Source organism: Microbacterium sp. CIAB417, from assembly GCF_022788845.1.
In genome coordinates this window covers 671,551-693,711 of the sequence record NZ_JAHZUT010000003.1, presented here as the reverse complement: position 1 = coordinate 693,711, position 22,161 = coordinate 671,551, and the positions used below count along the sequence as shown (strand labels likewise).

Sequence of the window (22,161 nt, the reverse complement as noted above, 5' to 3'; positions counted from 1 at the left end):
AACACCGTCCTGTGAGGCGGAGAAGGGAGCGGCGGATGAGCACGCGCACCGTGCTGCATGAGGCCGACATCGCCAGAGCCCTGACTCGGATCTCCCACGAGATCCTGGAGTCCAACCGCGGTCCGGAGGGATTGGTGATCCTCGGCATCCCCACCCGAGGAGTGCCGCTGGCACGCCGCATCGGCGCCCTGGTCTCCGACTTCGGCGGCGCACCGGTACCCGTGGGGGCTCTCGACGTCACGATGTACCGCGACGATCTCGCGAGCAACCCCACCCGGGCCCCGCATCGCACCGACATCCCCGCGGAAGGCATCGACGCACGCACCGTGGTCCTCGTCGACGACGTGCTCTTCTCGGGGCGGAGCATCCGCGCCGCCCTCGACGCGCTCCAGGACATCGGACGCCCCGCCGCCGTGCGGTTGGCGGCCCTGATCGATCGGGGGCATCGCGAACTTCCGATCCGCCCCGACTTCGTCGGCAAGAACCTCCCGAGCGCGCGCGACGAGCGCGTCAACGTCCGTCTGGCCGAGACCGACGGCGTCGAGGAGGTGACGATCGAGTCATGAGGAACCTCCTGGACACCCGCACGCTCGGCCGCGAGCAGGCACTGCGCATCCTCGACGTCGCTGAAGACATGGCCGACACGCAGCAGCGCGAGATCAAGAAGCTGCCGACGCTGCGGGGAAAGACGGTCGTGAACCTCTTCTTCGAGGACTCCACCCGCACGCGGATCTCGTTCGAGGCGGCGGCGAAGCGCCTGTCCGCCGATGTCATCAACTTCTCCGCCAAGGGCTCGAGCGTGTCGAAGGGGGAGTCTCTCCAGGACACCGCCCAGACGTTGCAGGCCATGGGAGCGGACGCGGTCGTCATCCGGCACGGCGCCTCCGGCGCGCCGCGCACGCTCGCCACCAGCGGCTGGATCACCGCGGGCGTGGTCAACGCCGGCGACGGCACGCACGAGCATCCGACGCAGGCGCTGCTGGATGCGTTTACGCTGCGTAAGCGTCTGTTCGGCCCGGACAGCCGGGGGCGCGACCTCTCCGGTGTGTCGGTCACGATCGTCGGCGACATCCTGCACTCGCGCGTCGCGCGCTCCAACGTGTGGCTGCTGCACACATTGGGCGCACGGATCACGCTCGTCGGGCCGCCGACCCTCATCCCGCAGGATGTGTCGGCGTGGCCCGCCACGGTCGAGTACGACCTCGACCGTGCGATCGCCGGAGGTCCGGATGCGCTCATGATGCTGCGCATCCAGCTCGAGCGGATGAACGCGGCGTACTTCCCGACGGAGCGCGAGTACGCGCGAGCGTGGGGCCTCGATGGCGAGCGTCTCGACGCCCTGCCGGCCGATAGCATTGTGATGCACCCGGGGCCGATGAACCGCGGTCTGGAGATCTCCGCTGCGGCGGCGGACTCGCCGCGCTCCACGGTGCTCGAGCAGGTCACCAACGGCGTATCCGTGCGGATGGCCGTGCTGTACCTGCTGCTTGCGGGCGAACGTCCCGCCTCCGAGAAAGAAGGTGCGTCATGAGCGGAACGTATGTGATCCGCGGTGTGCGACCGGTCGGTGCCGCTGCGCTCGACCTCGTCGTCGCGGACGGCCTCATCCAGGAGATGGGCAGCGGCCTCAGCCGCGCCGGGGCCCAGGTCATCGACGCCGACGGCCTCATCGCCCTCCCCGGTCTGGTCGATCTGCACACGCACCTGCGCGAGCCCGGCTACGAGGCGTCGGAGACCATCCTCACCGGCTCCCGGGCCGGCGCCGCGGGCGGGTACACCGCGCTGTTCGCCATGCCGAACACATCGCCCGTCGCCGACACCGCCGGAGTCGTCGAACAAGAGCTCGCGCTCGGCGAGGCCGCGGGCTTCGTCGACGTGCAGCCCATCGGCGCGGTCACGGTCGGGCAGAAGGGCGAACGCCTGGCGGAGCTGGGCGCGATGGCGCACTCCCGTGCGCGGGTTCGCGTGTTCAGCGACGACGGCTTCTGCGTCTTCGATCCGCTCATCATGCGTCGAGCCCTCGAGTACGTGAAGGCTTTCGACGGGGTGATCGCGCAGCACGCGCAGGATCCGCGGCTGACCGAGGGCGCCCAGATGAACGAGGGCGCCGTCTCCGCTGAGCTGGGCCTCACCGGGTGGCCCGCGGTGGCGGAGGAGTCGATCATCGCGCGCGACGTCCTGCTCGCCGAGCACGTCGGTTCCCGCCTGCACGTGTGCCACCTCTCCACGGCCGGCAGCGTCGACATCATCCGCTGGGCGAAGAAGCGGGGGATCGCGGTCACCGCCGAGGTCACCCCGCACCATCTCCTGCTGACGGAGGAGCTCGTGCGCGGCTACGACGCGCGGTTCAAGGTGAACCCGCCGTTGCGGCGGGACGAAGACGTTGAGGCGGTCCGGGAGGGCCTCGCCGACGGCACGATCGACATCGTCGCGACGGATCACGCGCCGCATCCCGCCGAGGCGAAAGCCTGCGAGTGGCAGGCAGCAGCCAACGGCATGGTCGGACTCGAAAGCGCCCTGCGCGTCGTGCACCACGCGATGGTCGAGACCGGACTGCTCGACTGGACGGATGTCGCACGGGTCATGAGCAGCACCCCCGCGGCCATCGGCCGTCTGGCGGGTCACGGTCGCCCCCTCGCCGTCGGCGAGCCCGCCCACCTGGCGCTGTACGACGACAGCGTTCGCGGGACGTTCGCGATCGACGATCTGCGTGGACGCAGCACCAACTCCCCCTATCTCGGGCGCGAGCTGCCGGGGTCGACCCGGTGGACGTTCCGCGCCGGCACCGCGACCGTACGGGAGGGTGTCGTTGTGGATGCGGCGGAGGTGCACGCATGAGCAGGGAGGGCGCGCTGCTGGTGATGCTCGCCGTCGCCCTGCTGTTGATCGGGCTCATGCTCTGGGGCTGGCTGCGACGAGTGCGACGAGACAGCGGCCTTGCCGCGCCGCTCGGTTCGCCGCCCGCCGACGCAGAGGTGCGTGCACGCTTCGCCGGCCTGTATGTCGCGACGACCGCGCACGAGACCGCCCTGGAACGCCTCGCCGTTCGGGGACTCGGATTCCGCGCCAAGGCCGACCTTCTCGTCACCGACGCCGGTGTGGCGCTTCTGGCCCACGGCGGCGAGCCGGTGTTCATCGACAGAATGCGCCTCGTGTCCGCTCAACAGGCCACGGTCACGATCGACCGCGTGGTCGAGCGGGACGGGCTCGCCCGTCTCAGCTGGCGCATCGACGACGACACGCTCGTCGACTCCTACTTCCGCCCGCAGGACGCCTCGGCTCGCGCGGTCGCCGCCGCCCTCGACGCGATCCTGCCCCACCCCACCTCGACGGGAACCGACGTATGACTCTCTTCCGCACCGGACCGGCCGTCCTCGTCCTCGAAGACGGCACCCGCCACTCCGGCCGCGCCTACGGCGCCACCGGCACCACCCTCGGCGAGGTCGTCTTCGCCACCGGGATGACCGGCTACCAGGAGACCCTCACCGACCCCTCCTACGCGGGACAGATCGTCCTGCAGACCGCGCCCCACATCGGCAACACCGGTGTCAACGACGAGGACACCGAGTCGCGGCGCATCTGGGTCGCCGGCTACATCGTGCGCGACCCCTCGCGCGTCGTGTCCAACTGGCGTGCCGAGGAGTCGCTCGACGACGCGCTCACGAACGACGGGATCGTCGGCATCAGCGGGATCGACACCCGGGCCGTCACGCGCCACATCCGCTCCGCCGGCAGCATGCGCGGCGGGATCTTCTCGGGTGACGCCGCATCCATGGACCCCGAGGAGCAGCTGCGCATCGTGCGCGAGGCGCCGGCGATGGCTGGGCAGAACCTCTCCGCCTCGGTGTCCGTCTCCGAGACCGAGGTCACGCCTGCGACCGCGGAACGGATCGGCAACCTCGCCGTGCTCGACCTCGGTGTGAAGCAGGCGACGATCGACAACCTCGCCGCCCGCGGATTCGACGTGCACGTGCTGCCGCAGACCGCCACGATCGATGAGATCCGCGCGATCGAGCCCGTCGCGGTGTTCTACTCCAACGGCCCGGGCGACCCGGCCGCATCCGCCGATCACGTGGAGCTGCTGCGCGCGGTGCTCGATGACCGCCTGCCGTTCTTCGGCATCTGCTTCGGCAATCAGCTGCTGGGACGAGCGCTGGGCTACGGCACCTACAAGCTGCCGTTCGGCCACCGCGGCATCAACCAGCCCGTCATGGACCGCACGACAGGCCGCGTGGAGATCACCGCTCACAACCACGGGTTCGCGGTCGACGCGCCCCTGGACGGCGTGAGCGACAGCCCCAACGGCTACGGTCGCGTCGAGGTCAGCCACGTCGGTCTGAACGATCAGGTCGTGGAGGGCCTGCGCGCCCTCGACATCCCCGCGTTCAGCGTGCAGTACCACCCGGAGGCCGCTGCGGGCCCGCACGATGCGAACTACCTCTTCGACCGGTTCCGGGACATGGTCATCGCCGAGCAGAGCAAGAAGGACACCAAGTAATGCCCAAGCGCGACGACATCCGCTCCGTCCTCGTCATCGGCTCCGGCCCGATCGTCATCGGTCAGGCGTGCGAGTTCGACTACTCGGGCACCCAGGCGTGCCGCGTGCTGCGCGCCGAGGGCGTTCGGGTGATCCTGGTCAACTCCAACCCGGCCACGATCATGACTGACCCCGACTTCGCCGATGCGACCTACATCGAGCCCATCAACTGGCGAGTCATCGAGACCATCATCGCCAAGGAGCGCCCCGACGCGATCCTGCCGACGCTCGGTGGCCAGACCGCGCTCAACGCGGCGATCGACCTGCACAAGAACGGTGTGCTGGAGAAGTACGGCATCGAGCTCATCGGCGCCAACTTCGAGGCCATCAACAAGGGCGAGGACCGCCAGATCTTCAAGGAGCTGGTGATCGAGGCCGGTGCGGATGTGGCCGGCTCCGTCATCTGTCACTCCATGGACGAACTGCTCGCCGGGGCCGAGAAGCTGGGATACCCGCTCGTGGTGCGTCCCTCGTTCACGATGGGCGGACTCGGCTCCGGCTTCGCGTACGACGAGGCCGACCTCCGCCGCATCGGCGGCGCGGGGCTGCATGACTCGCCCACGAACGAGGTGCTCCTGGAGGAGTCCATCCTCGGGTGGAAGGAGTACGAGCTCGAGCTCATGCGCGACACCGCCGACAACACGGTGGTCGTCTGCTCGATCGAGAACGTCGACCCCGTCGGCGTGCACACGGGAGACTCGATCACGGTCGCCCCGGCTCTCACGCTCACCGACCGCGAGTATCAGAAGCTGCGCGACATCGGCATCGAGATCATCCGTCGCGTGGGCGTCGACACCGGCGGCTGCAACATCCAGTTCGCCGTCGACCCCGTGACCGGGCGCATCATCGTGATCGAGATGAACCCGCGCGTGTCGCGCTCGTCGGCGCTGGCTTCCAAGGCCACGGGCTTCCCGATCGCCAAGATCGCGGCCAAGCTCGCCATCGGCTACCGCCTCGACGAGATCCCGAACGACATCACAAAGGTGACCCCGGCGAGCTTCGAGCCGACGCTGGACTACGTCGTCGTCAAGGTGCCCCGCTTCAACTTCGAGAAGTTCCCCGCCGCGGACACGACCCTCACGACCACCATGAAGTCGGTCGGCGAGGCGATGGCGATCGGCCGCAACTACGCGACGGCTCTCCAGAAAGCGCTGCGCTCGCTCGAGAAGCGCGGCTCCAGCTTCCACTGGGGCGAGGAGCAGCGCTCTGTCGAGGAGCTGCTGGAGATCGCCAAGACCCCGACCGACGGCCGCATCGTCGTCCTGCAGCAGGCCATGCGCAAGGGCGCCACGATCGAGCAGGCCTTCGAGGCGACGGCGATCGACCCCTGGTTCCTCGACCAGATCGCCCTCATCAACGAGGTGGCCGAGTTCGTGCACGCAGCCGGCGAGCTCGACGCCGAGGTCCTGCGGGTCGCGAAGGAGCACGGCTTCAGCGACGTTCAGATCGCCGAGCTCCGCGGGATCGGCGAAGCCGAGGTGCGCGGCATCCGCCACGCATTGGGCCTCCGGCCCGTCTACAAGACTGTCGACACGTGCGCGGGGGAGTTCCCCGCGCTCACGCCGTACCACTACTCGAGCTACGACGCCGAGACGGAGGCGTCGCCCTCGGAGCGCACCAAGGTCGTCATCATCGGCTCCGGCCCCAACCGCATCGGTCAGGGCGTCGAGTTCGACTACTCGTGCGTGCACGCGAGCTTCGCACTCTCGGACGCGGGCTACGAGACGGTCATGATCAACTGCAACCCCGAGACGGTCTCGACCGACTACGACACGAGCGACCGCCTGTACTTCGAACCTCTCACGCTCGAAGACGTGCTCGAGGTGCTGCACGCCGAGAGCGCCTCGGGCGAGATCCTCGGCGTCATCTGCCAGCTCGGTGGACAGACGCCCCTGGGCCTCGCGAAGGGCATCGAGGCGGCGGGCTACCGCATCCTGGGCACGAGCCCCGCCGCGATCGATCTGGCCGAAGAGCGCGAACTGTTCTCGCGCCTGCTGGACGACGCGGGCCTGGTCGCTCCCCGGAGCGGCACGGCGATCGACGTCGACGGCGCGGTGAGCGTGGCCGAGGAGATCGGATACCCGGTGCTCGTGCGTCCGAGCTTCGTGCTCGGCGGCCGCGGCATGGAGATCGTCTACTCGACGGAGGCGCTGCGCGACTACTTCGTCCGCATCGCCGACGCGGCCATCATCGGTCCAGGGCTCCCGCTTCTCGTCGACCGGTTCCTCGACGACGCGATCGAGCTCGACGTCGACGCCCTGTTCGACGGTGACGAGCTCTACATCGGCGGTGTGATGGAGCACCTCGAGGAGGCCGGCATCCACTCCGGCGACTCGTCCTGCACCCTCCCGCCGGTGTCGTTGGGCCGCACCGACGTGGATCGCGTCCGCGAGGCGACGCTCGCCATCGCGCAGGGCGTGGGTGTGCGGGGACTGCTCAATGTGCAGTTCGCCATCAGTGCGGGCGTGCTCTACGTGATCGAGGCGAACCCGCGTGCAAGCCGCACGGTTCCCTTCGTGTCGAAGGCGCTCGGCATCCCTCTGGCGAAGGCCGCGAGCCGCATCATGGCCGGCAGCTCGATCGCCGAGCTGAAGGCCGAAGGCATGCTGCCCGAACAGGACGGTTCCCGTGTCCCGCTCGACGCGCCGGTCGCGGTCAAGGAGGCGGTACTGCCCTTCAAGCGGTTCCGGACGAAGGACGGTCAGACCGTCGACTCCGTGCTCGGCCCGGAGATGCGCTCGACCGGTGAGGTCATGGGCTTCGACCGCGACTTCCCGACGGCCTTCGCGAAGAGTCAGCAGGCCGCCTACGGCGGGATGCCCCTGTCGGGCACGGTATTCATCTCTGTCGCCGACGCGGACAAGCGCGCGGTCATCCTTCCTGCGCACCGCCTCCAGGAGCTCGGCTACGAGCTTGTGGCGACGGAGGGCACGGCGGAGATCCTCGCGCGTAACGGCATCGCCGTGCGCACGGTCAACAAGTACTCGGCCACGCAGGAGACGGGGGAGACGAACATCGTCGACCTCATCAACGCGGGTGAGATCGACATGATCGTCAACACGCCCAGCGGTGGCCTGGCCCGGGCGGACGGCTATGAGATCCGCGCGGCCGCGGTGGCCGCGGACAAGGCGTTGTTCACGACGATGGCCGTCCTCGGCGCTGCCGTGAGCGCGCTTCCGGTGCTGCGAGAAGGCTTCGACGTGAAGAGCCTGCAGGAGTACGCGGTGGAGCGGGCGGCGCGCGCGTGAGCGCATCTGGCTTCGGAACGCGGCTGCAGGCCGCGCTCGACGAGTACGGGCAGCTGTGCGTGGGGATCGACCCCCACGCACAGCTGCTGCGTGCCTGGGGTCTCGGCGACGATGCCGCAGGCGTGCGCGAGTTCGGGCTGCGCGTCGTGGATGCGGCCGCCGGGCGGGTCGGAGTCGTGAAGCCGCAGGTCGCCTTCTACGAGCGTTTCGGATCGGCGGGCTACGCCGCTCTCGAGGACGTTCTCGCGGCGGCGCGGGATGCGGGTCTGCTGGTGATCGCCGACGCGAAGCGCGGCGACATCGGCACCACGATGGACGGCTACGCGGCGGCATGGCTCGAGCCGGGTGCGCCCTTGGAAGCCGACGCCCTCACCCTGAGCCCGTATCTCGGACCTGAGTCCCTGCACGAGACGATCACGCGCGCGATCCGGGCGGACAAGGGCGTGTTCGTCCTCGCTGCCACGAGCAACCGCGAGGCCGCCGCGGTGCAGACCGCCATCACGGTGGATGCGTCCGCCGGTGACGACGAGCCGCTCGCTGCCCGCGTCGCACGCGAGGTGGGCTCCTACAACGTGGGAAGCGCGGGGGCCCTCGGCCCCGCGGGCGTCGTCGTCGGGGCGACGCTGCAACGTGCATCGTTCGGACTCACCGACACGGTGCTGGCCGGAACACCGATCCTGGCACCGGGTTTCGGCGCGCAGGGCGCCGAGCCGTCCGACCTGGGCGCGCTCTTCGGCTACGTGGCGTCGCAGGTGGTCGCGAGCGAGAGCAGAAGCATCCTCTCGGCAGGCCCCGCCGGTCTCGCCGCCCGCATCGACGCCAGACGCGCGCTCTACTCGGAGGTTCGCCATGGTTGACAGCCGAACACCCCCCGAGGTGGACCGCGCCGCCGCGTCACGCCGGGCCGTCGAAGCCCGCCGCGCCCGTGCGTCGCTCAAGCGCGACCTCTCCACGCGCGTGATCAGCGGTCAGGAGGTGCTGCGACGGGCCTTGGCCGATCCCGCATCCGCCGCCGGGACCCTGCGCGTTCCGGAGTTCCTCACCTCGCTCCCCGCCATCGGAGAGGGAAAGCGCGACCGCATCCTCGCCGAGCTCGGCATTTCGCCCGTCAAGCGCCTCGGCGGACTCGGGGTGCGCCAGCGCGCCGCGCTGCAGGAGTGGCTCGACGGGCGGCTCCCGGAGCCGCAGCCCCGAGCCGCCCGCAGCCGTCTGCTGGTCCTCGCCGGGCCCACCGCCGTCGGCAAGGGCACCGTCGCCGCCCACATCCAGGAGCACTATCCGGAGATCCTTCTCTCGGTCTCTGCGACGACGCGTCCGCCGCGTCCCGGTGAGGTCGACGGCACGCACTACTTCTTCGTGGACGACGCCGCCTTCGATGAGCTCGTCGCGCGCGGCGAACTGCTGGAGTGGGCGACCGTGCACAACAAGTACCGTTACGGCACGCCGCGCGGCCCGATCGAGCGAGCGCTGGCAGACGGTCGCACGGTTCTGCTGGAGATCGATCTGCAAGGCGCGAGGCAGGTGCGCGCGGCGGCCCCCGATGCGGCACTCGTGTTCCTGCTCCCGCCCAGCTGGGACGAGCTCGTGCAACGTCTGGTCGGACGCGGCACGGAGGACGCCGAGGAGCGCGCACGACGCCTACGCACCGCGCGGGTGGAATTGGCGGCCCAGGGCGAGTTCGACTACCGGGTCGTGAACGCAGAAGTCGCCGAGGCGGCACGCGAGGTCGTAGAATTGACGAAGGCTTCCGCGCGTCCGTCGTGATGCGTCGTCGTCGAACGACTCTCCGCCGACATCCCCGAACCAGGAGGTACCGCCATGGCTGGGACCAACCAGGGCATCATCGAGCCCCCCATCGACAGCCTTCTCGACAAGGTCGACTCGAAGTACCAGCTCGTGATCTACGCATCCAAGCGGGCGCGTCAGATCAACGACTACTACTCGGACCTGCACGAGGGCAACCTCTTCGACAACGTGGGCCCGCTCGTGGATTCCACGATCGAGGACAAGCCGCTGACGATCGCGCTGCACGAGATCAACGAGGACAAGCTGCGGCTGCGTCACGCCGAGTGATCTGATCACGTCGACGCTCCCCCCGGCACTTCGGTGTCCGGGGGGAGCGTCACAGTGGGGGAGTTCCTCACGTCTCGAGTGGGAGTTGCGATGACCGAGCTGCGTCTGTTCACGTCCGAGTCCGTCACCGAAGGGCATCCGGACAAGATCTGCGACCAGATCTCCGACAGCATCCTCGACGCGATCATCGCGGAGGATCCGACGGGACGCGTCGCCGTCGAAACCCTCGTGACGACCGGGCTCGTGCACGTCGCCGGCGAAGTCTCGACGCGCGCCTACGTCGAGATCCCCGCGATCGTCCGCGACGTCGTGAACCGCATCGGATACACCTCCAGCGACACCGGGTTCGACGGCGACTCGTGCGGCGTCTCGGTCTCGATCGGCGCGCAGTCCTCGGACATCGCGGCAGGCGTCAACCAGGCGTTCGAGCAGCGCGAGGGTCGATCGGTCGATCCCCGAGACGAACAGGGCGCCGGCGACCAGGGCATCATGTTCGGCTTCGCCACGACCGAGACCGAGCAGCTCATGCCCATGGCGGCGTGGACCGCGCACCGCATGGCCGAGCGCCTGGCCGCCGTCCGCAGGTCCGGCACCCTGGATTTCCTGCGTCCCGACGGCAAGACACAGGTCACCCTCGGCTACGACGGCCACACCCCGAAGACCGTGGAGTCGGTCGTGCTCTCCACGCAGCATCATCCCGACATCAGCCAGGACGAGCTACGCGAGCTGGTGCGCCGAGAGGTGATCGACCCCGTCCTCGCGGACACCGGACTCGACACGCCCGACGTGCAGTACTACATCAACCCCGCGGGCCCCTTCGTGACCGGTGGCCCCAAGGGCGATGCCGGCCTGACCGGGCGCAAGATCATCATCGACACCTACGGGGGCGCGGCACGCCACGGTGGCGGCGCCTTCAGCGGCAAGGATCCGTCCAAGGTCGACCGCTCCGCCGCGTACGCCATGAGATGGGTCGCGAAGAACGCGGTCGCGGCGGGTCTCGCGGAGCGCCTCGAAGTACAGGTCGCGTACGCGATCGGCAAGGCGAGCCCGGTCGGCCTCTACGTCGAGAGCTTCGGCACGGGACATGTGAGCGACGAGACGATCACGGCGGCCATCCTCGACGTCTTCGATCTGCGTCCCAAGGCCATCATCGACCAGCTGGATCTGCTGCGTCCCATCTATTCGGCGACGGCCGCGTACGGTCACTTCGGTCGCGAGCTGCCCACCTTCACCTGGGAGCGGCTGGACCGCGTCGACGAGTTGCGTGCCGCAGCCGGGCTCTGAGATGACCGGGGCATCCGGCCCCGCTCGGCCCGTCGCGCGCGTACTGCTGGACTCGCCGCTGCCGCAGCTCGACCGCCTGTTCGACTACGCGATCCCGCCGGAGTTCGACGAGTCCGCCATGCCCGGCGTGCGCGTACGCGTACCGCTGCGCACCGCGGGACGCGTCGTGGACGGGTTCCTGGTCGAACGCGGCGAGGAGACGGACCACGAGCGTCCGCTCTCGGAGCTCGACAGCGTCGTCTCGCCCATGCCCGTGCTGCCGCCCACCCTCTACAACCTGGCGCGTCGCGTCGCAGACCGTGCGGCCGGGTCCGCTTCCGATGTCCTCCGCCTCGCCGTGCCGAAACGGATGGTGCGCGCCGAGAAGGCGTGGCTCCACTCGCCGGAACCGGTCGTCGAGGCGCCGCACGCCGACGCCGTGCGGACCGCCGAAGAAGTGCTCGCAGCGTTCCCGCACCTGGCGGAGGGCATCCGAGCCGGTGAACGCCTCGCCGTGGACGCGACGCCGCGCGTCGCAGAACTCGCGGAGGGCACCACGGTGGGATCCTGGGCGGTGCTCATCGCCGCCGCGGCCACCATCACCCTCGCCGCGGGACGCAGCGTCGTCATCGTGGTTCCCGACCACCGCGATCAGGACCAGGTGATGACCGCGCTCGCGGGGCGCGTGCCGCCGAACGCACTCGTGCAGTCGGACGCGCGGCAGAGCGGGCCGTCGCGTTACGGCGCCTATCTGCGCACCCTCGCTGCAGCCCCCTGCATCGTCGTCGGCAATCGATCCGCCGTCTACGCACCCACGGCAAACACGGGGCTGGTCGTGATCTGGGACGACGGCGATCCGTTGCTCGCGGAGCCGCTCAGCCCGGGTGTGCACGCCCGGGACGTGGCGCTGCTGCGGCAGGAGAGCGAGCAGAGCGCCTTGCTCGTGCTCGGTCACACGCGCACCACGGATGTCGAGCGGCTCGTTCAGATCGGCTGGTTCCGCCACCTCCCGGCGGCGCGTCGTGTCACACCGCGCGTGATCCTGACCGCGACATCGGATGCGGTCGCGCAGGCCCGCATCCCCTCCTCGGCGTTCCAGGCCGTGCGCGACGCGCTGACGGAGGGTCCGGTGCTGGTCCAGGTCGCGCGCCCCGGATACGCACCCGTGGTGGTCTGCTCCTCGTGTCGCGCGCCGGCGCGCTGCCTGCACTGCTCCGGTCCCCTCCGCGTGCGCAGGCAGGGTCGGCCGCCCGAATGCGCCTGGTGCGGGCGGGGGATCGCCGGCTGGCAGTGCGCCGTGTGCGAGGGCCAGCACCTCCGGCTCGCATCGTCGGGAAGCGAACGCACCGCGGACGAGCTCGGTCGGGCGTTCCCGGGAACCCGAGTGATCGTGGCCGACGGCGACCACCCCGTCGCGCGCGTCGAGCATCGGCCCGCTCTGGTCATCGCCACCCGTGGGGCCGAACCGATCGCGGACGGCGGGTACCGTGCCGTGCTGCTGCTGGACGGCGACCGGATGCTGCTCGCCGAGGATCTGCGCATCGGCGAGGCGTGTCTGCGGTGGTGGTCCAACGCCGCAGCGTTGGCCGCGCCCGGCGCACCCGTCTTGCTCACCGGGGTCGCAGGGCCCCTCGCCCGTGCGCTGGCGACATGGACGCAGCCCGCCCATGCCCGCGCGGAGCTCGCCGACCGTGCGGTGCTGCATCTGCCGCCGGCGGTGCGGGTGGCCGTGGTGGAGGGGGAGCCCCGAACCCTCCACGACGCCCTCGCGCAGTTGCGCGCCGAGGTGCCCTCGCTGGATCCGGAGGCGGTCCTCGGGCCATCCGAGATCCTCGGGGAGGACCCGCCGCGCTCGCGAGCCCTCGTGCGTTTCGACTACGGCCACGGGAAGGCGGTGACGGGCTCGCTGCGGGCCGCGGTGATCGCCGACGCCGTCCGTGCACGCCGCGCACGCGGCCGCGGTCCCGCACGGAGCCGGAATACACTCAGAGTTCGGGTGGACGTGCCCGATCCCGAGCTGTGAGGAACCCGATGCGTCTTGTCTTCGCAGGAACGCCCGATCCTGCCGTCGCCTCGCTGCGCGCGTTGGCCGGCACCGATCACGAGATCGCCTGCGTCGTCACCCGCCGTGACGCTCCCGTCGGACGCAAACGCGTCCTCACAGCGTCGCCTGTCGCCGCAGCGGCCGCCGAGCTCGGCATCGACGTGCTCAAGACCGATCGTCTGGACGCGGAGGCGACCGAGCACATCTCTGCCCTCGCTCCGGATCTGGGCGTCATCGTGGCGTACGGTGGCCTCGTTCGCGAACCCCTGCTGAGCACACCCCGTCTCGGATGGATCAATCTGCACTTCTCGTTGCTGCCGCGCTGGCGGGGAGCGGCCCCCGTGCAGCGGGCGCTCATCGCCGGAGACAGCGAGACCGGAACGAACGTGTTCCAGCTCACCGCGGGCCTCGACGAGGGCGACGTGTACGGCGGCACGAGGTACCGCATCCCCGCGACGGCCACGGCCGGCCGGGTCCTGGAGGATCTCGCGCGCGACGGCGCGACGGCGCTGGTCGAGGTCGTCGATCAGTTGGCGGCGGGGACGGCTCGTGCCCTCCCGCAGGCGGGCGAGAGCACGTACGCGGGCAAGCTGACAGCCGAGGACGGCCGTCTCGACTGGACGCAGCCGGCGGATGCGGTGCTGTCGCGCTTCCGCGGCACGACGCCCGAACCGGGCGCCTTCACGACGGTCGACGGCGTACGCGTCAAGATCCACGACATGCATCGCGCGGATGGTGCCGCGACCTTGGCCCCCGGCGCCATCCGCGCAGTGCGCTCCGAGGTGCTCATCGGCACCGCGACCGAGCCGGTGGCGCTCGTGCGGGTGCAGCCGGCGGGCAAGGCGGCGATGGCGGCCGGCGACTGGCTGCGAGGGCTCCGCGCGGCGGACGGGCTGGTGGCGTCGTGAGCCGCTTCGATCCGCGACGGGTGGCCTTCGACACGCTGCGCGCCGTCGCGGCATCCGATGCGTACGCGAACCTCCTTCTGCCGGTGGAGATCGCGCGCGCCGGGCTCGACGCGAAGGATGCGGCCCTCGCCACCGAGCTGACGTACGGCACCCTTCGGCGCCTCGGCACCTACGACGCGATCATCGCGTCTGCGGCGGGCCGATCCACCGACGCGATCGACGAGGACGTGCTCGACGCCCTGCGGCTGGGTGCGCACCAGTTGCTCTCGACCCGGATCGCCTCCCACGCGGCCGTGCACGAGACGGTGGCGCTCGTGCGCGAGACGATCGGCGCAGCACCGACCGGATTCGTCAACGCGGTGCTGCGGCGGATCTCGCGCGATACGCCTGGGGAGTGGCTCGCCCGCATCGAGGCGGCGGCCCGCTCCGACGACGAACGACGGGGGCTCGCATACGCGCACCCGGTCTGGGTGATCCGCGCCTTCCGACGGGCGCTGGCCGCCGAAGGTCGCGCAGACGAACTCGACGACCTCCTGCGTGCCGACAACGCCTCACCGCGGGTGTCGCTCGCCGTGCTCCCCGGGCTCGCCGAACGGCCGTCCGAACTCGCACCGACCCGGTACTCGCCGGTGGGTGCGCTCTCGGCGGGCGGCGACCCCGAGCCGCTCATCCGCGCGTCCGGCGGCCGCATCCGCGTGCAGGACGAGGGCTCGCAGCTGGCGGCGCTCGCGCTCAGTCGCGCCGAGCCGGTGCGCGCCGGCGAGCGATGGCTCGATCTGTGTGCGGGGCCCGGCGGCAAGACCGCCCTGCTGGCCGCCGAGGCCGTCGCCGGCGGTGCCCTGCTGGAGGCCAACGAGATCGCGCCGGCCCGTGCAGGACTCGTGCGTCAGGCGCTCGCGGGTGTTCCCGCAGAGGTGGCGGTCAGCGAGGAGGACGGGCGTTCGCGCGCGGGGCGCGGGCGTTACGACCGCATCCTGGTCGACGCGCCGTGCACGGGCCTGGGCGCCCTCCGTCGCCGGCCCGAGGCGCGCTGGCGGAAGTCGCCGCAAGACGTGGCGGCGCTCGCGAGCCTGCAGCGGGAGCTGTTGGAGAGCGCACTCGACGCGCTGACGCCGGGCGGCATCGTCGCCTACGTCACGTGCTCGCCCCATCTGGCCGAGACGAGTGCCGTCGTGACGGAGGTACGAGAGCGCCGAGGCGACGACATCGAGGAGATCGACGCCCGCGCCGTGCTGCAGGATGTCGCGAATCAGCCGATGGATCTCCCAACGCCCGCCGACGGCAGCGGACGAGCCCAGCTGTGGCCCCACCGCCACGGCACGGACGCTATGTCGATCTCGCTGCTGCGGCGGCGTGCGTGACGCTCGCCGATAATGGCAGGGTGAGCGCTCCCCGCATCAACCCCTCGATCCTCGCCGCCGACTTCGTCAACATGCAGGCCGAGCTCGGCCGCATCTCCGGCGCCGATTTCGTGCACGTCGACGTGATGGACAACCACTTCGTGCCGAACCTGACGTTCGGTCCGCAGATGGTCGAACGGGTGCAGGCGACGAGTCCCGTCCCTCTGGACGTGCACCTGATGATCGACGACCCCGACCGATGGGCGCCGGGATACGCAGAGCTGGGCGCGGCCTCGGTGACCTTCCATCTCGAAGCCGCCGCGGAGCCGGTTGCGCTCGCACGACGGCTGCGTCAGATCGGTGCACGCGCCGGGGTCGCGATCAAGCCCGGGACCTCAGAGGAACCGTTGCTGGAGTTGCTGCACGAGTTCGACCAGATCCTGGTGATGACCGTGGAGCCGGGCTTCGGCGGACAGTCGTTCATGCCCGAGACGATGCCGAAGCTCGCGCGCCTCGCCGACGCCGCGCGGCGTGTCGATTCGGCGGTCTGGCTCCAGGTCGACGGCGGCATCGCTCGGGGCACCATCGAACAGGCGGCGTCCGCGGGCGCCGACACGTTCGTCGCCGGATCCGCCGTGTTCGGCGCGGAGGATCCGGATGCGGCGATCGCGGGGCTCCGGGCGCAGGCCGCCGGTGCGATGGCGCACCGGCACTGAGGGCGGCATCCGCGCCGGTCGGCGGACGGTACCCTAGGACGGTGAAGACGTTCGACGACCTGTTCGCGGAGCTCGAGCTCAAGGCCCGGACGCGCCCCGCCGGATCCGGCACCGTCGCGGAGCTGGATGCCGGTGTGCACGCGATCGGCAAGAAGATCGTCGAAGAGGCGGCAGAGGTCTGGATGGCCGCCGAGTACCAGAGCGACACCGAAGCGGCGGAGGAGATCTCCCAGCTGCTCTACCACCTCCAGGTGCTCATGTTGGCCAAGGGCCTGACGCCGGCGGACGTGTACCGACATCTCTGATGCCCGCACCCGCCGCATCCGTCACCTTCCAGAGAGTTTCCCCATGCTGAGAATCGCCGTGCCCAACAAGGGCTCCCTTTCCGAGACCGCGGCGGCCATGCTCGCCGAAGCGGGGTACAAGGGCCGCCGCGATCCGAAGGATCTGCACGCCATCGACCCGCTCAACGACGTCGAGTTCTTCTACCTGCGTCCCAAGGACATCGCGACCTACGTCGGCTCGGGCGCCCTCGATGTCGGCATCACCGGGCGCGACCTGCTGCTGGATGCGCGCATGCCCGGCGCGCGCGAGATCGAAGCGCTCGGCTTCGGCGGCTCCACCTTCCGCTTCGCCGGCCCCCCCGGTCGATTCACCGAGCTCGCAGACCTCGAGGGGATGCGGGTCGCCACCGCGTATCCCGGTCTCGTCGACGCGTACCTCGACGAGCACGGCGTCGCGGTCGATCTCGTGCCGCTCGACGGCGCCGTGGAGTCGGCCGTAGAGCTCGGCGTCGCCGACGCGGTGGCAGACGTCGTCTCCACCGGCACCACGCTCCGCCAGGCTGGGCTCGAGATCTTCGGACCGGTGCTCCTGGAGTCGGATGCCGTGCTGATCACCGGCGCCCAGGAACCCGCAGGGCTCGAGACCCTGCTGCGGCGCCTGCGCGGCGTCATGGTCGCGCGAGAGTACGTGCTCATCGACTACGACCTGCCCGCCGACCTCGTCGACGAGGCGATCGCGGTCGCGCCGGGTATCGAATCGCCCACGATCTCGCCCCTGCGGGATCCGTCGTGGGTGGCGGTGCGCGTCATGAGCCCGCGCAAGGGCGTGAACCAGGTCATGGACGCGCTCTATGCGATCGGCGCGCGGGCGATCCTCGTGACCGAGATCCACGCGGCGAGGCTCTGATGAGCGTGGTCTGCCGGGTCATCCCGTGCCTGGATGTGGCGGCGGGACGCGTGGTCAAAGGCGTGAAGTTCGAGAACCTCCGCGACATGGGGGATCCCGTCGAGCTCGCGAGGCTCTACTTCGAACAGGGTGCGGACGAGCTCACCTTCCTGGACGTCACCGCGACCGTCGACGAACGGGCGACGACCTACGACGTCGTGCGTCGCACCGCGGAAGAGGTCTTCATCCCGCTGACCGTCGGCGGCGGCGTGCGCTCTGATGAGGACGTCGCACGGCTGCTCGGGGTGGGCGCGGACAAGATCGGCGTCAACTCCGCGGCGATCGCCCGCCCGGCCCTCATCGACGAGATCGCGGACCGCTTCGGCGCCCAGGTGCTGGTCCTGTCGTTGGATGTCAAGCGCGCCGCAGGGATGCCGTCCGGCTTCGCCGTCACGACCCATGGCGGCCGAACGCTCACCCGCCTCGACGCGCTCGCCTGGGCCCGCGAGGCCATCGAACGCGGCGCCGGCGAGCTGCTGGTCAACTCGATCGACGCCGATGGCACGAAGAACGGTTTCGACCTCGAGCTCGTGGCTCTCATGCGGGAGATCTCCCGCGTACCGGTCATCGCCTCGGGCGGTGCCGGCCAGGTCGGTGACTTCGCACCTGCGATCCGTGCCGGTGCGGACGCGGTGCTGGCCGCATCCGTCTTCCACTCCGGCCAGCTCACGGTCGGCGACGTGAAGGACGCGCTGGTCGACGAGGGGATCGAGGTGCGGCGATGAGCGAGAGCGTCGACGAGCGCATCTCCCGGGTCCGTTTCAACGACCAGGGTCTGGTCGCAGCGATCGTGCAGCAGTGGGACACCCGTGAGGTGCTCATGATGGGCTGGATGGATGCGGAGGCGCTCCGGCGCACGCTGACCTCCGGCCGTGCCACCTACTGGTCGCGGTCGCGGCAGGAGTACTGGCGCAAGGGCGACACGTCCGGCCACATCCAGGTCGTGCGCGGTGCCCGTCTCGACTGCGACGGCGACGCTGTGCTCCTCTCGGTCGAGCAGACCGGCCCCGCCTGCCACACCGGCACCCGCACCTGTTTCGACTCCGACGATCTGGAGCCCGTGCGAGGCGGCGAGTGATCCGTCGCGCACGCTCGACCTCGGTTATCGCGATCCTCGCGGCGGGCGCTGCGAGCACCCTGGCAGCCACGCAGACCTGGATCCACGTCTCGCTGACAGACGGTGCTGCCGCCGATGTGGCGGTCGCGGGAACCGCCGCCATCCCCGTGCTGACGCCGCTGAGTCTGGCGGTGCTCGCGCTGGGCGCCGCGCTGTCGATCGTCGGCCGAGTGCTCCGTATCGTGTTCGGCGCGCTGACGGTGGCCGCGGCGATCGGTATCGCATCGGTCACGGCGCCCGTCGTCTTCGACGTGCCCATCGACGCGTATGCGCCGAGCGTGACGGAGACCACGGGGATCACCGGCGACTCCTCGGTGGCCGCACTCGTCGCGAGCGCCAGCGTCACCGGGTGGCCGGTCGTCGCCCTCCTCGCTGCCTTCCTGCTGCTGGTGGCGGGCTCCTTCGTCCTCGTGACCGGCTGGCGCTGGGCGGGCGGAGGACGCAAGTACGACGCTGCACGACGGCGGACCGTCGTCGCCGACGACGTACCTCTGGATGCGATCGACTCGTGGGACGACCTCTCACGCGGCGATGATCCGACCTTCCCCGACCCGCCCCGCTAGACTGGATCCGGCCGTCACGTGGCCGCACCCGAAGGAGAGACATGAGCAATTCCATCGACGACCCCGGCCACGGACACTCCCCGGCAGCCTGGACGGCCGTGGTGATCATGCTCGTCGCCGTCGCGCTGGGCACGGTGTTCTTCGTGCTCGACATGCCCGTGCTCGTCTGGGCGTCGGTCGGTCTGCTCGTGGTGGGTCTGATCACCGGGTGGGCGTTGGCCCGCGCCGGCTGGGGCGTCAACGGCCCGAAGTACGTCGCGAAAGAGCACTGATGGTGCTCGCCGACCTCACGGCCGGCGCAGTCGAGGATGCCCGCGAGCGTGAGGCGCGCACGCCTCTCGCGATCGTGGAGCGCGCTGCCCTGGACCGTCCCGCTGCGCTCGACGCCCTCGCGGCCCTCGCCCCGGCGGACCGTGTGAAGATCATCGCCGAGGTGAAGCGCGCGAGCCCGTCGCGCGGCGATCTGGCGGCGATCCCGGATCCCGCCTTCCAAGCCTCGCGCTACGAAGAGGGCGGGGCGAGCGCGATCTCCGTGCTGACGGAGGGTCGCAAGTTCAAGGGCAGCCTCGCGGACCTCGAAGCGGTCCGCGAACGCGTCTCCGTGCCGGTGCTGCGCAAGGACTTCATCGCCACCCCGTATCAGGTGCTCGAAGCCCGCGCGGCCGGTGCCGATCTGGTGCTGCTGATCGTCGCGGCCCTCGAGCAGCCGCTCCTGGCGCAGCTGCACGATCTTGTCCTCCAGCTCGGGATGACGCCGCTCGTGGAGACACATTCCGTCGAGGAACTGTCCCGCGCATCCGATCTGGGAGCACGCCTCATCGGCGTCAATGCGCGCAACCTCAGCACCTTCGAACTCGATCGCGACCTGTTCGGCCGTCTCGCCGATTCGTTCCCGAGCGATGCCATCAAGATCGCCGAGTCGGCGGTGCTCACACCCGACGATGTCCGCCACTACCGCTCCGGCGGCGCGGACGTCGTCCTCATCGGCGAAGCACTCGTGACCTCGGAACCGGTGGCGACCCTGCACGCTTTCCTGGAGGCTGGATCATGAGTCTGCGCGATGTCAAAGGACCCTTCTTCGGTCAGTACGGCGGGCGGTACATGCCCGAGTCGCTCATCGCGGCGATCGACGAACTGACCGCCGTCTACGAGTCCGCCATCGTCGATCCTGCCTTCCAGGCCGAGTTCGCGGAGTTGCTCCACTCGTATGCCGGGCGTCCGTCGGTGCTGACCGAAGTGCCGCGATTCGCTGCCCACGCGGGGGGAGGACGCGTGTTCCTCAAGCGCGAGGACCTCAACCACACCGGCTCGCACAAGATCAACAACGTGCTCGGGCAGGCGCTGCTCACCAAGCGCCTGGGTAAGACGCGTGTCATCGCAGAAACGGGGGCGGGCCAGCACGGCGTCGCGACCGCCACGGCTGCGGCGCTGTTCGGCTTCGAGTGCACGGTCTACATGGGCGAGGTCGACACCGAGCGACAGGCGCTGAACGTCGCGCGGATGCGGCTGCTGGGCGCCGAGGTCATCCCGGTCACGACGGGCTCCCGAACCCTCAAGGACGCGATCAACGAGGCATACCGGGACTGGGTGGCGAGCGTCGAGACGACGAACTACATCTTCGGCACCGCGGCAGGGCCGCATCCGTTCCCCGCCCTCGTGCGTGACTTCCAGAAGGTCATCGGCGAGGAGGCGCGCGCCCAGTTGCTGGAGCAGGTAGGCCGGCTCCCCGACGCCGTGTTCGCCTGCGTCGGCGGCGGATCGAACGCTATCGGCATGTTCGACGCGTTCCTCGACGACGAGTCCGTGGCGCTCTACGGCGTCGAAGCGGCGGGCGACGGAGTCGACACGCCCAAACACGCGGCCTCCATCGAGCGCGGCCGCGCCGGCATCCTGCACGGCGCCAAGACCTACGTGCTCCAGGACGAGGACGGGCAGACCGTAGAGTCACACTCGATCTCTGCGGGGCTGGACTACCCGGGCGTCGGTCCCGAGCACGCCTGGCTGGCCGATATCGGCCGCGCGTCCTACATCCCGGCGACCGACGACGAGGCCATGCAGGCGTTGCGTCTGCTCTCGCGCACCGAGGGCATCATCCCTGCCATCGAATCGGCGCACGCGTTGGCCGGGGCGCTCCGCATCGGCAAGGAGCTCGGCCCCGACGCGGTCATCGCCATCAACCTGTCCGGTCGCGGCGACAAAGACATGGACACGGCCGCCCGCTACTTCGATCTGTACGACGCGGCCGGCGACGAGGGGTCGCCGGTCGACGTCGCGCCTCCGGCCGACGAGGCGCGGGGAGAGGGGACCGAGCTGTGAGTTCACGCGTCGCCGCGGCCATCGAGGCCGCCCACGCCGAGGGACGCGGGGCGTTCGTCGGCTATCTGCCGCTCGGTTTCCCCGACATCGCCACGAGCATCGAGGCTGCCGTCGTGCTCGCCGAGAACGGTGCCGACATCATCGAGCTCGGCCCGCCGTACTCCGACCCGGTGATGGACGGCCTGGTCATCCAGGAGGCGACCCAGGCCGCCCTGGCCGCCGGCTTCCGCCTGCGCGACCTGTTCCCGGCGATCAAGGAGATCACGAGCCGCGTCGACGTGCCCGTCGTGGTCATGACCTATTGGAACCCCGTGTTCCAGTACGGCGTCGACCGGTACGCCGACGACCTGCTCGCCGCCGGGGGAGCGGGACTCATCACCCCCGACATCACCCCCGAGGCCGCTGCCGAGTGGATCGCCGCGAGCGAGCGCACCGGGCTCGACCGGATCTTCCTCGCGGCCCCCACCTCGAGCGACGAGCGTCTCGAGCTGGTCGTGCAGAACTCCACGGGGTTCGTCTACACGGTCTCGACGATGGGCATCACGGGGGAGCGCGCCGAGTTGGACGCGGCGGCACGCACGCTCGTGTCGCGGCTGCGCGAGCGGGGGGTCGAGCACGCGGCCGTGGGCATCGGCATCTCGAACGCGGAGCAGGTCTCGGGCGTCCTGGAGTACGCCGACGGCGCGATCGTGGGCACCGCGCTGGTGCGGGCGCTCCGTGACGGCGGGCTCGAGGAACTGGCACGCACCGCCCGCGCTCTGGCCGACGGCACTCGTCGCTGAGCCCGCTCGCGCGCTGCGTGCGGT

At 70.3% G+C, this 22,161-nt stretch carries 23 protein-coding genes; all 23 read left to right on the top strand.

Annotation, left to right across the window (positions count from 1 at the left end; all coding sequences use genetic code 11):
- The first annotated feature begins 35 nt into the window (after positions 1–35).
- The 23 genes from pyrR to trpA all read left to right on the top strand — a co-directional run bounded on the left by pyrR (position 36) and on the right by trpA (position 22,137).
- Positions 36–566, top strand: a complete 531-nt coding sequence (gene pyrR / locus KYX17_RS15685; RefSeq protein ID WP_243227872.1) for a bifunctional pyr operon transcriptional regulator/uracil phosphoribosyltransferase PyrR — start codon at positions 36–38, stop codon at positions 564–566.
- Positions 563–1,531, top strand: a complete 969-nt coding sequence (locus tag KYX17_RS15680) for an aspartate carbamoyltransferase catalytic subunit (protein WP_243227871.1) — start codon at positions 563–565, stop codon at positions 1,529–1,531. The genes pyrR and KYX17_RS15680 overlap by 4 nt, the downstream gene beginning before the upstream one ends.
- Positions 1,528–2,838 (top strand): dihydroorotase, encoded by a 1,311-nt coding sequence (locus KYX17_RS15675; protein ID WP_243227870.1) that lies wholly within the window; start codon positions 1,528–1,530, stop codon positions 2,836–2,838. The genes KYX17_RS15680 and KYX17_RS15675 overlap by 4 nt, the downstream gene beginning before the upstream one ends.
- Complete coding sequence (locus KYX17_RS15670) at positions 2,835–3,347, top strand: hypothetical protein (RefSeq protein ID WP_243227869.1); 513 nt, start codon at positions 2,835–2,837, stop codon at positions 3,345–3,347. Before KYX17_RS15675 ends, KYX17_RS15670 begins: the two co-directional genes overlap by 4 nt.
- Positions 3,344–4,498 carry a glutamine-hydrolyzing carbamoyl-phosphate synthase small subunit gene (carA, locus tag KYX17_RS15665; protein WP_243227868.1) on the top strand — a complete coding sequence of 385 codons (1,155 nt, stop codon included), beginning with the start codon at positions 3,344–3,346 and terminating at the stop codon, positions 4,496–4,498. Before KYX17_RS15670 ends, carA begins: the two co-directional genes overlap by 4 nt.
- The gene (gene carB, locus KYX17_RS15660; RefSeq protein ID WP_243227867.1) at positions 4,498–7,785 is read left to right on the top strand and encodes a carbamoyl-phosphate synthase large subunit; all 3,288 of its coding nucleotides are present in this window, start codon (positions 4,498–4,500) and stop codon (positions 7,783–7,785) included. Before carA ends, carB begins: the two co-directional genes overlap by 1 nt.
- Complete coding sequence (gene pyrF, locus KYX17_RS15655) at positions 7,782–8,642, top strand: orotidine-5'-phosphate decarboxylase (RefSeq protein WP_243227866.1); 861 nt, start codon at positions 7,782–7,784, stop codon at positions 8,640–8,642. The genes carB and pyrF overlap by 4 nt, the downstream gene beginning before the upstream one ends.
- Positions 8,635–9,549: a guanylate kinase gene (gene gmk / locus KYX17_RS15650; protein ID WP_243227865.1), complete on the top strand. Its 915-nt coding sequence runs from the start codon at positions 8,635–8,637 to the stop codon at positions 9,547–9,549. Before pyrF ends, gmk begins: the two co-directional genes overlap by 8 nt.
- Positions 9,550–9,603: 54 nt before the next feature.
- The gene (rpoZ, locus tag KYX17_RS15645) at positions 9,604–9,858 is read left to right on the top strand and encodes a DNA-directed RNA polymerase subunit omega (RefSeq protein ID WP_137416980.1); all 255 of its coding nucleotides are present in this window, start codon (positions 9,604–9,606) and stop codon (positions 9,856–9,858) included.
- A gap of 90 nt (positions 9,859–9,948) precedes the next feature.
- On the top strand, positions 9,949–11,142 hold the full coding sequence (gene metK, locus KYX17_RS15640; protein WP_243227864.1) for a methionine adenosyltransferase: 1,194 nt from the start codon (positions 9,949–9,951) through the stop codon (positions 11,140–11,142).
- 1 nt (position 11,143) lies between these two features.
- The gene (locus KYX17_RS15635) at positions 11,144–13,144 is read left to right on the top strand and encodes a primosomal protein N' (protein ID WP_243227863.1); all 2,001 of its coding nucleotides are present in this window, start codon (positions 11,144–11,146) and stop codon (positions 13,142–13,144) included.
- 8 nt (positions 13,145–13,152) lie between these two features.
- Positions 13,153–14,073, top strand: coding sequence for a methionyl-tRNA formyltransferase (gene fmt / locus KYX17_RS15630; RefSeq protein ID WP_243227862.1), 921 nt, complete (start codon positions 13,153–13,155; stop codon positions 14,071–14,073).
- The gene (locus KYX17_RS15625; RefSeq protein ID WP_243227861.1) at positions 14,070–15,434 is read left to right on the top strand and encodes an RsmB/NOP family class I SAM-dependent RNA methyltransferase; all 1,365 of its coding nucleotides are present in this window, start codon (positions 14,070–14,072) and stop codon (positions 15,432–15,434) included. Before fmt ends, KYX17_RS15625 begins: the two co-directional genes overlap by 4 nt.
- A 20-nt stretch (positions 15,435–15,454) precedes the next feature.
- Entirely contained in the window at positions 15,455–16,129 is a 675-nt protein-coding gene (gene rpe, locus KYX17_RS15620; RefSeq protein ID WP_308220901.1) for a ribulose-phosphate 3-epimerase, read from the top strand.
- Positions 16,130–16,170: 41 nt separating this feature from the next.
- Positions 16,171–16,434, top strand: coding sequence for a phosphoribosyl-ATP diphosphatase (locus KYX17_RS15615; protein WP_137416985.1), 264 nt, complete (start codon positions 16,171–16,173; stop codon positions 16,432–16,434).
- Between the two features lie 43 nt (positions 16,435–16,477).
- Entirely contained in the window at positions 16,478–17,320 is an 843-nt protein-coding gene (gene hisG, locus KYX17_RS15610; RefSeq protein WP_243227860.1) for an ATP phosphoribosyltransferase, read from the top strand.
- Positions 17,320–18,084, top strand: coding sequence for an imidazole glycerol phosphate synthase subunit HisF (gene hisF, locus KYX17_RS15605; RefSeq protein ID WP_243227859.1), 765 nt, complete (start codon positions 17,320–17,322; stop codon positions 18,082–18,084). The genes hisG and hisF overlap by 1 nt, the downstream gene beginning before the upstream one ends.
- Entirely contained in the window at positions 18,081–18,437 is a 357-nt protein-coding gene (hisI, locus tag KYX17_RS15600; protein WP_243227858.1) for a phosphoribosyl-AMP cyclohydrolase, read from the top strand. Before hisF ends, hisI begins: the two co-directional genes overlap by 4 nt.
- Complete coding sequence (locus tag KYX17_RS15595; RefSeq protein ID WP_243227857.1) at positions 18,434–19,039, top strand: Trp biosynthesis-associated membrane protein; 606 nt, start codon at positions 18,434–18,436, stop codon at positions 19,037–19,039. The genes hisI and KYX17_RS15595 overlap by 4 nt, the downstream gene beginning before the upstream one ends.
- A gap of 41 nt (positions 19,040–19,080) precedes the next feature.
- On the top strand, positions 19,081–19,311 hold the full coding sequence (locus KYX17_RS15590) for a DUF6704 family protein (RefSeq protein WP_137416990.1): 231 nt from the start codon (positions 19,081–19,083) through the stop codon (positions 19,309–19,311).
- Positions 19,312–19,313: 2 nt separating this feature from the next.
- A complete protein-coding gene (gene trpC / locus KYX17_RS15585) occupies positions 19,314–20,090 on the top strand; it encodes an indole-3-glycerol phosphate synthase TrpC (protein ID WP_243228210.1) in 777 nt (258 codons plus the stop codon).
- Positions 20,087–21,355 (top strand): tryptophan synthase subunit beta, encoded by a 1,269-nt coding sequence (trpB, locus tag KYX17_RS15580; protein WP_243227856.1) that lies wholly within the window; start codon positions 20,087–20,089, stop codon positions 21,353–21,355. Before trpC ends, trpB begins: the two co-directional genes overlap by 4 nt.
- Positions 21,352–22,137, top strand: coding sequence for a tryptophan synthase subunit alpha (trpA, locus tag KYX17_RS15575; RefSeq protein ID WP_243227855.1), 786 nt, complete (start codon positions 21,352–21,354; stop codon positions 22,135–22,137). The genes trpB and trpA overlap by 4 nt, the downstream gene beginning before the upstream one ends.
- The last annotated feature ends 24 nt before the right edge of the window (positions 22,138–22,161 follow it).